Origin of the sequence: Methylobacillus rhizosphaerae (assembly GCF_900187985.1) — a bacterium.
Lineage (GTDB): Bacteria > Pseudomonadota > Gammaproteobacteria > Burkholderiales > Methylophilaceae > Methylobacillus > Methylobacillus rhizosphaerae.
Genome location: NZ_FZOA01000006.1, coordinates 87,329 through 100,637 on the forward strand (window position 1 = coordinate 87,329; position 13,309 = coordinate 100,637).

General features: G+C 54.4%; 13 protein-coding genes and 1 tRNA gene. 3 read left to right on the top strand and 11 right to left on the bottom strand.

What is annotated here, in order from left to right:
* Positions 1–88: 88 nt before the first annotated feature.
* A tRNA-Leu gene (locus tag CHB59_RS07895) sits at positions 89–173 on the bottom strand.
* Between the two features lie 38 nt (positions 174–211).
* On the opposite strand from CHB59_RS07895, the gene queA reads away from it, so the two are divergent.
* On the top strand, positions 212–1,240 hold the full coding sequence (gene queA / locus CHB59_RS07900) for a tRNA preQ1(34) S-adenosylmethionine ribosyltransferase-isomerase QueA (protein ID WP_089375696.1): 1,029 nt from the start codon (positions 212–214) through the stop codon (positions 1,238–1,240).
* Between the two features lie 100 nt (positions 1,241–1,340).
* Positions 1,341–2,954, top strand: a complete 1,614-nt coding sequence (locus tag CHB59_RS07905; RefSeq protein ID WP_089375697.1) for an inorganic phosphate transporter — start codon at positions 1,341–1,343, stop codon at positions 2,952–2,954.
* A 161-nt stretch (positions 2,955–3,115) separates the two neighbouring features.
* Here the strand turns inward: CHB59_RS07905 and CHB59_RS07910 are convergent, their stop codons facing one another.
* Positions 3,116–4,837 carry a proline--tRNA ligase gene (locus CHB59_RS07910; RefSeq protein WP_089375698.1) on the bottom strand — a complete coding sequence of 574 codons (1,722 nt, stop codon included), beginning with the start codon at positions 4,835–4,837 and terminating at the stop codon, positions 3,116–3,118.
* Between the two features lie 74 nt (positions 4,838–4,911).
* Positions 4,912–5,319 (bottom strand): hypothetical protein, encoded by a 408-nt coding sequence (locus CHB59_RS07915; RefSeq protein WP_089375699.1) that lies wholly within the window; start codon positions 5,317–5,319, stop codon positions 4,912–4,914.
* A 242-nt stretch (positions 5,320–5,561) separates the two neighbouring features.
* Between CHB59_RS07915 and CHB59_RS07920 the strand changes: the two genes are divergently transcribed.
* Positions 5,562–6,092, top strand: coding sequence for a hypothetical protein (locus tag CHB59_RS07920; protein WP_089375700.1), 531 nt, complete (start codon positions 5,562–5,564; stop codon positions 6,090–6,092).
* 30 nt (positions 6,093–6,122) lie between these two features.
* Here the strand turns inward: CHB59_RS07920 and CHB59_RS07925 are convergent, their stop codons facing one another.
* From CHB59_RS07925 to CHB59_RS07960, 8 genes are all read right to left on the bottom strand, one after another.
* Positions 6,123–6,632: a TPM domain-containing protein gene (locus tag CHB59_RS07925; protein ID WP_089375701.1), complete on the bottom strand. Its 510-nt coding sequence runs from the start codon at positions 6,630–6,632 to the stop codon at positions 6,123–6,125.
* Between the two features lie 3 nt (positions 6,633–6,635).
* Positions 6,636–7,496 carry a TPM domain-containing protein gene (locus tag CHB59_RS07930; protein ID WP_179212109.1) on the bottom strand — a complete coding sequence of 287 codons (861 nt, stop codon included), beginning with the start codon at positions 7,494–7,496 and terminating at the stop codon, positions 6,636–6,638.
* A gap of 21 nt (positions 7,497–7,517) precedes the next feature.
* The gene (locus CHB59_RS07935; RefSeq protein WP_089375702.1) at positions 7,518–8,111 is read right to left on the bottom strand and encodes a LemA family protein; all 594 of its coding nucleotides are present in this window, start codon (positions 8,109–8,111) and stop codon (positions 7,518–7,520) included.
* A gap of 109 nt (positions 8,112–8,220) precedes the next feature.
* A complete protein-coding gene (locus CHB59_RS07940) occupies positions 8,221–9,201 on the bottom strand; it encodes a uracil-DNA glycosylase (RefSeq protein WP_089375703.1) in 981 nt (326 codons plus the stop codon).
* A 10-nt stretch (positions 9,202–9,211) separates the two neighbouring features.
* Complete coding sequence (gene rimI, locus CHB59_RS07945) at positions 9,212–9,673, bottom strand: ribosomal protein S18-alanine N-acetyltransferase (RefSeq protein WP_089375704.1); 462 nt, start codon at positions 9,671–9,673, stop codon at positions 9,212–9,214.
* Positions 9,670–10,365 carry a tRNA (adenosine(37)-N6)-threonylcarbamoyltransferase complex dimerization subunit type 1 TsaB gene (gene tsaB / locus CHB59_RS07950; protein ID WP_089375705.1) on the bottom strand — a complete coding sequence of 232 codons (696 nt, stop codon included), beginning with the start codon at positions 10,363–10,365 and terminating at the stop codon, positions 9,670–9,672. The genes rimI and tsaB overlap by 4 nt, the downstream gene beginning before the upstream one ends.
* A complete protein-coding gene (gene yoaA, locus CHB59_RS07955) occupies positions 10,362–12,302 on the bottom strand; it encodes a DNA repair helicase YoaA (protein ID WP_089375706.1) in 1,941 nt (646 codons plus the stop codon). Before yoaA ends, tsaB begins: the two co-directional genes overlap by 4 nt.
* A complete protein-coding gene (locus tag CHB59_RS07960; RefSeq protein ID WP_089375835.1) occupies positions 12,302–13,246 on the bottom strand; it encodes an integron integrase in 945 nt (314 codons plus the stop codon). The genes yoaA and CHB59_RS07960 overlap by 1 nt, the downstream gene beginning before the upstream one ends.
* Between the last annotated feature and the right edge of the window lie 63 nt (positions 13,247–13,309).

The following is a 13,309-nucleotide window of genomic DNA, read 5'->3' on the forward strand; positions in this document are numbered from 1 at the left end:
GGCCTGATGAAAACCGCGATGACAGTCCGTACAAAGGACAATGTGAAACTTGGATACTCGGGGAAAATATTCAAAACCATCTTGATGATGGTGCCGGGGGGGGGACTCGAACCCCCACACCTTGCGGCGGCGGATTTTGAGTCCGCTGCGTCTACCAATTCCGCCACCCCGGCAACAGTCGAGCATTATAACCACTATCAAGATAATTACAATGCGTACTACAGATTTTGATTTCTTTTTACCAGACGATTTAATTGCCCAGTTTCCCGCCCGGGAACGCAGGGGCAGCCGCCTGCTGCATCTGGATGGCAAGACCGGAACCACGAAAGACCACCTGTTCCTGGATTTACCCAGCCTGGTCAGACCTGGCGACCTCTTTATATTCAATGACACCCGGGTCATCAAGGCCAGGCTGCATGGCGAGAAATCCAGCGGTGGAAAAGTAGAGTTACTTGTTGAACGCATTCTCGGCCCGTTTGAAGCATTGGCCCATATCCGCTCATCACGCTCTCCCAAACCAGGCAGCCTGCTACGGATTGCAGGTGCCATTGAAGCTGAGGTGACAGGCCGACAGGATGATCTGTTCCAGATACGTTTTCTCGGCACCACGCCTTTGCTGGACCTGCTGGAACAATACGGGGCACTGCCCTTGCCGCCCTACATCACCCATGCAGCGGAAGAAACCGATGAAGAGCGTTACCAGACCGTATATGCACGCGAACCCGGCGCAATTGCCGCCCCCACTGCCGGTCTGCATTTCGATGCAGACATGCTGGAGAGCCTGAGAACCCTGGGAGTCAACATCGCGTATGTCACATTACATGTCGGGGCAGGCACATTCCAGCCTGTACGCGTTGACGATATTCATGACCACAAGATGCACAGTGAACTATATTCAGTGCCGCAGGCTACTGTGGACCTGATCCAGCAGACACGTACCAATGGTGGTACCGTGACGGCTGTTGGCACCACTGCATTGCGCGCGCTTGAAAGCGCCGCCCGCAATGGCACGCTGGCGGCCGGCTCGGGAGATACTGACATTTTCATCACTCCCGGATACCGCTTCCAGGTAGTGGAACGTCTGCTCACCAATTTCCACCTGCCGAAAAGCACGCTGATGATGCTGGTGTCAGCGTTCGCCGGCGTGGAGCATATCCGCCACGCTTATGCCCATGCAGTTGCCGAGCGTTATCGCTTCTTCAGTTATGGAGATGCCATGCTGCTTGAACGTTGTGATTAAAATGCGGCACAAGGTAACAAGTTATGACACATTCATGTCACGAATGTGTCATAATTCGGCGGCACAATGCTGGACAATATCAGCGCAACCAAAAAACTTAATGAATATCTCCGCTTTAAACTCAAGCAACAAGTCCGGTAGCGGACGCCCAGAGCTGAATAAGAAGCACAGCCTCATTACCCAGATACTCTTTATTGGCATATTGCTTGCGGGTCTATTTTTCACGGCAATCAGCCTGAATCATGACGTCAGCAACACCGAAACCTCGACCACGACCTGGTTACCCTTCATTCTACTTGGCGTGGCCTTGCTGATTGCGCTGGGGTTTGAGTTCGTCAACGGATTCCACGATACGGCAAACGCAGTTGCCACCGTCATCTACACCCACTCACTACCAGCCAATGTGGCGGTGATCTGGTCCGGTCTCTTCAATTTCCTTGGCGTCATGGCCTCCAGTGGTGCAGTTGCTTTCGGCATCATTTCCCTGCTGCCAGTAGAGCTGATACTACAGGTAGGATCAGCAGCAGGCTTCGCCATGGTATTTTCCTTGCTGATTGCAGCCATTCTCTGGAACCTTGGCACCTGGTTCCTCGGCTTACCAGCATCTTCCTCCCATACATTGATCGGTTCCATCATCGGCGTAGGCGTTGCCAATGCGCTCATACATGGTCGTGATGGCACCAGCGGCATAGATTGGGGACAAGCCAGCAAGGTAGGCTATTCCCTGCTGCTTTCCCCACTGGTTGGCTTCATTGCTGCCGCCTTGGTGTTGCTAGCCCTACGCACCGTCATCAAGAATCGTGAACTGTTCCGTGAACCCAAGGGCAATAAACCGCCACCAGCCTGGATACGCGGCCTCCTGATACTGACCTGTACAGGTGTGTCGTTTGCCCACGGCTCGAATGACGGCCAGAAAGGCATGGGCCTGATCATGCTGATCCTGGTGGGTACTGTTCCCATGGCTTATGCCCTGAATCGTGCGATGCCGGTAGACCAGGCAGTTCAATTTGCAGCCGTTGCCCAGGTCACACAGGCTTCATTGCAAAAAATAGCGCCCGACGCAACATCCCCAGAACCCCTGGAAACCTTGTCCACGTTCGTCCGCACTAAAACGGTGACTCCACAGTTACTGCCAGCACTGGCAATCGTAACTGGCAGCATCGGCGAACAGGTCAAGGGATACGGCAGCCTGAGCAAAGTGCCAGCCAATGCCGTTGCCAACGTACGTAACGATATGTACCTCACCTCGGAGGCCATCCGGCTGATTGATAAAAATCCAGCTGCCGTGCCACTGGATGAAGATACCAAAGCCAACCTCATGGCATTCAAGAAGGAAATCGACAAAGCCACCAAGTTCATCCCATTATGGGTGAAAGTAGCGGTCGCAATTGCCCTGGGCCTGGGCACGATGGTGGGCTGGAAACGTATTGTGGTGACCGTGGGCGAACGCATTGGTAAGACTCACCTGACTTATGCCCAGGGAGCCTCTGCAGAAACAGTAGCGATGCTGACCATAGGCGCAGCCGATCTTTATGGATTGCCGGTTTCCACCACGCAAGTACTCTCTTCCGGCGTGGCAGGTACCATGGCGGCCAATCGCTCCGGCCTGCAAATGGCGACCATCCGCAACCTGCTGATGGCATGGATACTCACCCTGCCAATGGCCATGCTGCTGTCAGGCTCGATTTACTGGCTGTTCTCGCAATTCATCTGATCGACCTCAGTTAAATACCCATGACCGCCACCCGCAGACCGGCTGGCGGTTTTTTATTGCTGCACATAGCATGAACATAAATAAAATAGAGCAATAAAAAAGGAGCCTAAGCTCCTTTTTTTTATGTGCAGCAACTGGCCACATCGGGCCAGCCATGATGCTTATACCGCTTGCTTGATTACTCCAGCGATATCAGCCAACGCAACAGTCTGCGCCGCTGCGTCTGTACGCGCCTGATATTCAACCTGTCCATCCTTGAGGCCCCTGTCGCCGATCACGATACGATGGGGAATCCCGATCAGCTCCATATCGGCAAACATGACACCAGGGCGCTCACCACGATCATCCAGCAACACATCAATCCCGGCTGCAAGCAGTTCATCGTAGAGTGCATGCGCCGCGGCCTGCACAGCCTCGCTCTTGTCATAGCCGATAGGAGTAATCGCCACAGTGAAAGGCGCCATCGCTGCAGGGAAAATAATACCGCGCTCATCATTGCCCTGTTCGATGGCAGCGCCGACAATACGTGATACACCAATGCCATAACATCCCATTTCCATGGTCTGCCTTTGGCCGTTTTCATCCAGATAGCCAGCATCCATGGCAGCCGCATACTTGGTGCGCAACTGGAAGATATGCCCGACCTCAATACCACGGCACAGACGGATAGTGCCCTTACCATCTGGACTGGCATCGCCTTCCACCACATTGCGGATATCTGCCACTGCGACAGGTTCAGGCAGGTCACGTCCGAAATTGACGCCGGCAAGGTGCAGCTTGGGTTTATTGGCACCACAGACAAAATCACTCATGACAGCAACGCTACGATCAGCCACGACACTGACCTGCCCGGATACACCTACAGGGCCGATAAATCCCGGTGGGCAATTGAGGTGGTCACGAATTTCCTGCTCACTGGCGAAGCGGAAATTTTCCAGCCCCGCGACTTTGGCAGCCTTGATCTCATTCAATGTATGGTCGCCACGCAACAGCAGCAAGTAGAACCGGGTACTGCCATCTTCTGCCGTTGCCATCACGGCAATGGATTTCACGGTCTGTTGCAAGGTGATACCCAACAATGCTGCCACATCTTCACAGCTTGTCTGTTTGGGCGTATCCACCTCGCGCATGACTTCTTTCGCTTCGCCCCTGGCAGAGACAGGTGCAAGAGCTTCTGCCAGCTCCACATTGGCAGCAAAGTCAGAGCTTTCGCAATAAGCCAGCGCATCCTCGCCCGAATCCGCCAACACATGGAACTCATGCGAACCGTCACCGCCAATGGCTCCGGTATCCGCACGTACAGCACGGAATTTCAGGCCCAGGCGATTGAATACATTGCTGTAGGCCTGGTACATGGTGTCGTAAGTCTTTTGCAGCGATTCCAGATCAGTATGGAAGGAATAAGCATCCTTCATCATGAACTCGCGAGCACGCATCACACCAAAACGTGGCCGGATTTCATCGCGGAACTTGGTCTGGACCTGATAAAAATTCAGCGGCAATTGCTTGTAGGAGCGAATTTCGCGCCGTGCAATATCCGTGATGACTTCTTCATGTGTCGGGCCAAAACAGAAATCGCGCTCATGGCGGTCACGGATTTTCAGCATCTGCGGGCCGAATACCGCCCAACGGCCGGTTTCTTCCCAAAGCTCTTTGGGCTGCACCGCAGGCATCAGCAATTCCAGCGCTCCCGCACGGTTCATTTCCTCGCGCACCACGGCTTCTACCTTGCGCAGAACACGCAGGCCCAAAGGCATCCAGGTGTACAAACCTGAACCCAGGCGCTTGATCATGCCAGCACGCAGCATGAGTTTATGACTGGGCAGCTCAGCCTCTTGAGGCGCTTCTTTTTGTGTTGCTATGAAAAACTGTGACGCACGCATGTTGTCGTTTCTTTGAAAATTACAGATGGTGCGGATTTTATCGGGAAACGTGCACCGCGTCAGCCGCTACAACATCATGCCGCGAGCGCTGTTTCTTTCACCAAGGTATTCAGCCTTGTCCGCAAGGCCGCATATTCCGGCTCCAGATCAACCACGTAGTAGTTGGCTGTCCGGCCGAAGCTCAGGTTCACCGCATATCCCAGTGCAATTGAGCGTGTCGGGAAGGGCCCAGTAGCGACGATACCACGTGTCAAGCCACCAGATGCCAGGATAACTCGCGACTGTGGTGGAATATCACCATACTGCTCGGCCTGTGAAGATGGCGTGAGATCAACAAACTGGTAGAAAACTTTGTCCTGGTTGCCAACATCAGCAACATCCAGACGGTTCAGATAGGTTTCAATTGGGGCTTGATGCTCGTCTTCAAACACTCCGACCAGCCGCATGCCCTTGGTAACACTGCCTCTAAATAAGGCTTTCATTTTATTGCCTTTCCATGGAGGGTATCCATTTACTCTAACGTTACCTTCGCGTCGAAAGTAACTTGATGGCAGGTTGGACTTTTGGTCGTCACCCACCGCTTTCACACCTGATCCTTAGCAAAAAGCATTCCTGCTGTTTTTTCCGGTCAAGTGCCACAACACCAACAAACTGTTATACCCTTATTGTCGCATAGGTTCCTGCTTTATGCGCTTGTTCTCAACAAAGATAAACGCCGTACGCTATGACAACTCTTACTTCTTTCGAATGGGCCGCCTGGGTGCAAGCCATCGGCTCCATTGTCGCCATCTTCGCCGCCATCAGCATATCCGCCTGGCAGAACCATATAGACAACAGTCGTCGCACCATGGAGCAGCGCGGCTACTCCAAGCGACTCATGTCCGTTACGCACAAGATCGCTTACGATATTTATTTGACACTGCACAACATAGAACAGTTGCGTAGCAATCCATTAAAAAATGAAACACGCCAGATGCGTGACTTCAACCGCAGCAAACTAAGCCGTTTGGAAAAAGCACTACAGGCGATTCCACTGCATAATCTCGGCACCATCACCGCGATCGAGCAGGTCATGATCATTTTCTCACAGCTGGAAACTGCCAATACCCTACTGGCTCCAGAACCTGCCGACATGAAGCACCACATTGACCATGTCCCCTGCAGCGAGATTTATGGACGTAGCTGGCGTCCCATCGTAGAAGCATGCCGGGTTGCCAGCTACACCTTGCGTGGTGAAATTCTCAACTACACCTGAGAACCAGGCCATGCAACAGGCGCATACCAGTTACAGCACAATAGGCTTGTTGGGTAACTCGTTCTTGTCATCCGGCGTGGCTGGATAATATTGCTGCAAGGATTTACCAATCTCAGTAATGGCGTAAACCACGCCCTCCTCAAACTGTCCCTGGCGGAACCTATCCTGCATGGCGTGGCAGATATCTTCCCAGCCGTGCTTCCCCAGATGGCGATTGATGCCGCGATCCGCAAGAATCTCGACATCATGGTCCGCCATCAGCAAATAGATCAGCACGCCGTTGTTCTGCTCCGTATCCCAGATTCTCAACTGTGAAAACAGGTCAATGGCCCTGTCCCGTGGCGATACGCCACGCAGGATAGCCAAGGGATGCAGGTCGCCTTCCACCACGAAGCGGATCTCACCATCATGGGTTTTCTCGCTGGCGGTAATCGCCTGCTCAATGTGATGCAACGCCGCCCTGGAGAAATGCCGCCGCACATGCCAGGGAGTATTGAACACATGAGCCAGCAGGCGTATCAAGGTATTCCGTTTTTTCATCGTTTACCAATCGCCCGAGGCGCCTCCTCCTCCAAAACCGCCACCGCCGCCGGAGAAACCACCGCCTCCCCAACCACCACCGTGCCCGCCACCATAGCCACCTCCCATCGGGATAGCGCCCATGGCAGAGCCCACCATAGTAATAAAGAAAGCGACAAAGCCCAGCGCAACTGCAAACAGAAGGCTGCCACCAAACAGCATGACGGCAGCGCCGATCAAACCGCCATTCACCGCACTGCCCAGGAAATTACCCATCATGGCACGCAATACGCCACCGAGGATCAAGCCGCCAAACAACAGCAAGGGCAGCATTTCACCAAAGTCTCCCTGTCCGCCTTGTGTCCTGGGTTGCGGTGCCGGCAGCGCCTCTCCCGCAATCAGGCGGGTAAGATAGCCTACCGCGGCATCAATCCCGCCATAGAAATTTCCCTGGCGAAATGCCGGTGCCATGACATCAGACACAATACGCTTGGCAATCACGTCGGGAATCGCCCCCTCAAGGCCATAGCCCACCTCGATACGCATCTTGCGGTCATCCTTGGCCACCAACACCAGAACACCATCGTCGACTTTGCCTCGCCCGAGCTTCCACGCTTCCACCACCCGCAGCGAATATTGCTCTATCGCTTCCGGCGCCGTAGTGGGCACCAGCAGGACGGCAATCTGGCTGCCTTTTTCCTGCTCGAATTGCGCCAGCTTGCTTTCAAGCGCTGTTTGCTCCTGCTGGCTCAATGTCCCGGTCAGGTCTGTCACTCGCGCCTTGAGATCAGGCACGGCCACTTCATCGGCCTGCGCCAGGCCTGCAACTGCCAGCCACAGCCATAACAATGGCGCCAGTAGCCTGGCGTATATGTGCGTGTTCACGAAAGCCAAAACTCCGCTCGGTTACTTGTCAAAACTGACTGTAGGCGTCTTGGAAATCTCGCTTTCGTTCTCTACCGAGAAGTTAGGCTTGGTATTGTAGTCAAACATCTTGGCCGTCAGGTTGTTGGGGAACTGGCGCACGGCAGTATTGTAGGCTTGTACCGATTTGATATAACGGTTACGCGCCACCGTCACGCGGTTCTCTGTACCTTCCAGTTGCGCCTGCAGGTCACGGAAATTGGCATCTGCCTTAAGTTGCGGATAGTTTTCCGCAATAGCCATCAGGCGGGACAAGGCAGAAGTCATCTGGCCTTGCGCAGCCTGGAAGCGTGCAAATGCCTGTTCATCATTCAATAATTCCGGCGTTGCCTGGATACTGCCCACTCTGGAGCGCGCATCAGCCACTTGCGTCAGCACTTCCTGCTCGTGTGCCGCGTAGCCCTTGACGGTGTTCACCAGGTTAGGCACCAGGTCAGCCCGGCGTTGGTACTGGTTCAGCACTTCCGACCAGTCCGCCTTGACCTGTTCATCCAGGGTCTGGAAGGTGTTATAGCCACAACCACTCAAACTCAGCACCATCAGTACTGCAATCAACTTCAACCAGATTTTTTGCATTTTCAATCCCTTTTATTCTCAAGAATCAATTCACTCTACTTCCAGCAGTTCACAGAAATCAGCACCGTTTCTGCAACCACCACCATGAACACGGATCCCCCCCACCAAACTAACCTGCAGATGGAGGCAACGCCGCCGATTGCAAGTCCCGCATGGTGTCCCGCGCAAAACATAAATCATCCCAGGCCTTGGCCTTGTCCGGCAAGTTGCGTAGCAGGTAGGCCGGATGATAAGTAATAATCACCGGCACACCGTAAAAATCATGCAACCTGCCGCGCAGGCCGGCAATACTTTTATCACTGGCAAGCAGAGACTGCGCCGCAAATTTTCCCAACGCAACAATCAGCTTGGGCTTGATCAACTCCACCTGGCGCTTAAGGTAAGGATCGCACTTTACCACTTCCTCGCCATGCGGATCACGGTTGGCAGGCGGTCGGCACTTGAGCACATTGGCGATATAGACATTCTCGCCGCGCTTTAGTGCAATGGCTGCCAACATATTGTCGAGCAATTGACCAGCCGGACCGACAAATGGTTCACCACGCCTATCCTCTTCTGCTCCGGGTGCTTCGCCGATGAACAGCCACTCCGCATTCGGGTCGCCAACGCCAAATACAGTCTGGGTACGCTTTTCTGCCAGGTCACATGCTTCGCACTCTGCAATATCCTTCTGTAAACCCTGCCAATCCATCGCCATGATGGCAGTCCGCCTGTCACCCTGGGAAACAACAGCCTCCTCTTCAAACTGTGGAGATGCTGCGCTTTCTCCAAATTCCGGCCCTGACTGCATGGCCTCGAAGTATTCCGGGTCGGGCTGCATACCCACATCTTCATGATTGGTAGCCTCAGGGGCAGGCTGTGCATGAGTCTCGACAGAAGCTGGCGCAGTTTCAACCACATCAGGTGCCTGGGTCGGGACTGGCTGATCAGCCGCCATAACGGCAGGAGTATCCGTGCTGGCGGCACCGGCTGCAGCGACCTGGTGCTGGTCATCATGCGCTTGCCCAGCTGCCGGCGGTACCGGTTGGCGCGAACGCCAGACTGGCAGCAGCTCCAGTTCACGCAACATATCATCACGGCTCAGGCCCATGTTGCCTCCTTCACAATGCCGCTCCCATCAGCACGGCATCCTCGCGCCCATCGGGCGCAGGATAATAACCACGGCGGATTGCCATTTCATTGAAGCCCATGCTTTCATAAAGACTCAACGCTGCCTGGTTTGAGGGGCGCACTTCGAGAAACATATTCAACGCCCCATGCTGGCGACCAGTGTCCATCATGTGTGCCAGCAACGTGCGCCCATAGCCCTTGCCCTGCCATGGGGCTGCAATACTGATGTTGAGCAGATGCGCCTCATCCAGCACCAGCATCATGACGGCATAACCGAGCAACTCACCCTCGCATTCATACACCCAGCAACTATGTCCTGAATTCAAGGAATCATTGAAATTTCCGCGCGTCCAGGGATAAGGGAAAATGGTCGGCTCTATCCTGGACACGGCATCCAGGTCTGCCGCTTGCATGGGCCGTAAGCTGGCCTCGGGCTTGAGTACGGTGTTCATGCGCCTGCAGCCCTGGCTTCGCGCTCACTGGTGGTCAGCGCGACCTTGTTACGGATATAGATAGGCGCTGCTTCACTGGCTGGGCATCCAAGGCCGGCCTCAAAACCAGGTAGCGCCAGGCGTGCAATCGCTGCGGCACTTGGATAAGCATCAGAAAAACACTGATCCAGTTGCTGACCATAACGCTGTTCCAGCGCTTGTGCATATGTTTTCCAACCGCTGCCTGTCCCGGCCCAGCCTTCGCCTTTGATTTCCGGCACGGCATCCGGTGCATACAGCCCGGGTGCGATGACCTCTTGCCAGCCTGTTGCTGTCCTTTCATAAGCCGCATGGTATACCTCGCCCATACGTGCATCCAGGCAGGCAATGACTTTGTCAGCCCCCAGTGTGTCCTCAGCCAGTGCCAGCAAGGTGCTGACCCCGATCACGGGCAGGTTCGCGCCAAAAGCCAGGCCCTGGGCTACGCCGCACCCTATACGCAAGCCTGTGAATGATCCAGGCCCGGCGCCGAAGGCAATGCCATCCAGCTCACGCAATTCCACGCGGGCTTCATCCAGCAGCTCCCGCAGCAAGGGCAGGATACGCTGGGAGTGCGTCTGCCCGGCAAGCAATTCGCGTGAGTATTCCTTGCCGTCGAGCAATAGTGCGAGCGTCAGGTATTCGGTGGAGGTATCTAGGGCGAGAAGTTTCATGCCTGGTCAACTGGGGAAGAAGCAAAGAATTCTACTACATCTTCCACATTCCGCGTCCTGCGCATGGCAGGCAGGCTCTGCCAGATGCGGCGGCCATAGGGCTTGCTGATCAGGCGCGGGTCGCAGATCATCAGCACTCCCCTGTCCTGCTCATCGCGTATCAAGCGTCCGGCGCCTTGCTTCAAGGTAATGACGGCATAAGGCAGCTGATATTCCATGAAAGCATTCTTGCCTTCGGCATTCATTTTGTCGATACGTGCCGCCAGCACCGGGTCATCCGGCGGCGCAAACGGCAGCTTGTCGATAATCACAGTAGACAATGCCTCGCCGCGCACGTCCACGCCTTCCCAAAAACTCTGCGACCCCACCAATACGGCATTGCCGAGCTTACGAAACCGTTCCAGCAGCTCGCTACGCGCCGTATCACCCTGCATGAGCAAAGGATACTCCAGGCCCTCCTCTGCAAAAGCATCCTTGAGCAAGGCATGCAGCTCACGCATTGCGCGCAGGCTGGTGCACAAAACAAACGTCCGGCCACGACTGGCCTTGATCACAGGCAAGGCTACCGATGCCACAGCAGCGTTATATCCACCGCTGTTCGGCTCAGGCATTCCCTGTGGCGCGTAGAACAAGCCTTGCTGGCCATAATCAAATGGACTATTCCAATAGCCAGTTGCCGCCTCCTGCAGCCCCATCTGGGACAGGTAGTGGCTGAAATCACTTTTCACCGCCAACGTTGCAGAAGTAAATATCCAGGAACGCGGCTGGGCATTGAGCTGCTTGCTGAAACCTTCAGCAACAGAAAGCGGCGTGGCATGCAATTGCACCGACTGGCTGAACACCTCCACCCAGCGCACAAGATTACTATCTGCCGCAGCAATCCAGCGTTGCAGCAACACCTGCAACGCCAAGGCTCGCTGCCAGCAGTTTTCCACTGCCGGGTCACGCGCAGCCTGACTTTCCAGCACGCCAGCAAGCTCAGTGAGCTTCTCTTGCATGGTGGCATAGTGTGTATCGAAATTACGCAACGCCAACACCTTCTGCACCGGCAGCCTTGCGCCTTCATAGGCAAAAATCAGGCGGAAATCGCGCACCGCCTTTTCCAGCGCCGCCGTCGCCTCCGGCAAAGCCGTGCAATCCTTGATCGTCGTCAGGTATTCATTATGCGCATCCCGCGCCAGCTCCATGAGCTGGCTGGTGGAATAGCCTTCGCCAAAGAACATGCCCGCGACTTCCGGCAATTGATGGGCTTCGTCAAAAATCACGGTATTGGCCGAAGGCAGCAACTCCGCCACGCCCTCATCGCGCAGCATCACATCAGCAAAAAATAAGTGATGATTCACTACCACCACATCGGCTGCCATGGCTCGTTTTCTCGCCTCCATGACAAAACATTCCTTATAGAACGCGCACTCCTGCCCACTACAATTATCCCGGGTGGAAGTCACCGCAGGCCAAACAGTGGCGCTTTCCGGTACCGAGCTCAGCTCGCTTTTGTCACCAGTAGCGCTGTTCTCGGCAAAAGCCTGGATTTTATGCACATAGGCGGCATCTTCACGCGAATAGAACTTGCCCTCGCTCATCGCCCGTTGCAAATGAAAATGGCAGACGTAATTGGCACGCCCCTTGAGCATGGCAACCGTCACCGGCACCTTGAGCGCATCGCGCACGGCAGGCAGATCGCGGTTGAACAACTGATCCTGCAGGTTTTTGGTGCCCGTGGAAATAATCACCTTGCCGCCCGAAAGTAGCGCAGGTACCAGATAGGCAAAAGTCTTGCCCGTGCCGGTGCCAGCCTCAGCAACCAGTTGCTTATCATGCCGGATCGCCTCGGCAATCGCCTGCGCCATCTCCTGCTGCTGCACCCGCGCACGATAACCCGGGATAGCCTCCGCCAATGGGCCTTGCGGAGAAAAAACATGATCAATATCAGTCATTAAATTCCTATTTGATCCAGCGGACTGACAACCCCTTTGCCACCACGGTTCAGCACATAAGTGTAAATCATAGTAGTGGAAACATCAGAATGCCCCAGCAGCTCCTGCACAGTACGAATGTCATACCCGGACTGCAAGAGATGAGTGGCAAAAGAATGGCGCAAAGTATGTGGTGTCGCCAGCTTGGTAATGCCTGCCGCAAACACTGCCTGCTTCATGGCGCGTTGCACGCCTTTTTCATCCATATGATGCCGCCGCGTCTTGCCAGAGCGTGGGTCAACAGACAACTGACGCGACGGAAACACATACTGCCAGCCCCATTCACGTCCGGCATTTGGATATTTTTTATCCAATGCAAATGGTAGATATACCTCACCAAAACTTGCCGCCAAATCTTCCTCATGCAACATCTTTACCCTGGCCAGATGATTTTTCAAACCTGATACAGCAGACTCGGGCAGCATCGTTACTCTGTCTTTAAAACCCTTACCCTCGCGCACCATAATCTCGCGCAGTTCAAAATCGACATCTTTCACCCGTAGCCGCACTGCCTCCATCAAGCGCAAACCGCCACCATAGAGTAAAGCAGCAATCAACGCATGCATGCCAGATAACCCAGCCAATACAGACTGCACCTCGCTCACACTCAACACCACGGGCAAACGCTTGGACACATTCGCCTGCGTGACGTTATCCAGCCACGGCAACTCAATTTCAAGCACTTCACTATATAAATATAACAACGCAGACTTCGCCTGATTCTGGGTCGATGCAGAAACACTCCGCTCAACCGCCAGATGCGTCAAAAATGCTTCTATATCCTTGACCCCCATATCTCGCGGATGACGCTTGCCATGAAAAAGGATATAGCGTTTAATCCAATCTACATAAGCCTGCTCTGTGCGCAAACTATAATGCTTGAGCCGCAATTTATCACGCACCATATCCAACAACCCGGGCGCTTTTTCTGCGGTGCTGTTATTTGAATAATTAGGGTGTATCATAAA

Excerpts from the sequence above, each read along its gene's own strand:
- queA (WP_089375696.1), top strand. The coding sequence starts at position 212 with ATGCGTACTACAGATTTTGATTTCTTTTTACCAGACGATTTAATTGCC.
- CHB59_RS07905 (WP_089375697.1), top strand. The coding sequence starts at position 1,341 with ATGAATATCTCCGCTTTAAACTCAAGCAACAAGTCCGGTAGCGGACGC.
- CHB59_RS07910 (WP_089375698.1), bottom strand. The coding sequence starts at position 4,837 with ATGCGTGCGTCACAGTTTTTCATAGCAACACAAAAAGAAGCGCCTCAA.
- CHB59_RS07915 (WP_089375699.1), bottom strand. The coding sequence starts at position 5,319 with ATGAAAGCCTTATTTAGAGGCAGTGTTACCAAGGGCATGCGGCTGGTC.
- CHB59_RS07920 (WP_089375700.1), top strand. The coding sequence starts at position 5,562 with ATGACAACTCTTACTTCTTTCGAATGGGCCGCCTGGGTGCAAGCCATC.
- CHB59_RS07925 (WP_089375701.1), bottom strand. The coding sequence starts at position 6,632 with ATGAAAAAACGGAATACCTTGATACGCCTGCTGGCTCATGTGTTCAAT.
- CHB59_RS07935 (WP_089375702.1), bottom strand. The coding sequence starts at position 8,111 with ATGCAAAAAATCTGGTTGAAGTTGATTGCAGTACTGATGGTGCTGAGT.
- CHB59_RS07940 (WP_089375703.1), bottom strand. The coding sequence starts at position 9,201 with ATGGGCCTGAGCCGTGATGATATGTTGCGTGAACTGGAGCTGCTGCCA.
- rimI (WP_089375704.1), bottom strand. The coding sequence starts at position 9,673 with ATGAACACCGTACTCAAGCCCGAGGCCAGCTTACGGCCCATGCAAGCG.
- tsaB (WP_089375705.1), bottom strand. The coding sequence starts at position 10,365 with ATGAAACTTCTCGCCCTAGATACCTCCACCGAATACCTGACGCTCGCA.
- yoaA (WP_089375706.1), bottom strand. The coding sequence starts at position 12,302 with ATGACTGATATTGATCATGTTTTTTCTCCGCAAGGCCCATTGGCGGAG.
- CHB59_RS07960 (WP_089375835.1), bottom strand. The coding sequence starts at position 13,246 with ATGGTGCGTGATAAATTGCGGCTCAAGCATTATAGTTTGCGCACAGAG.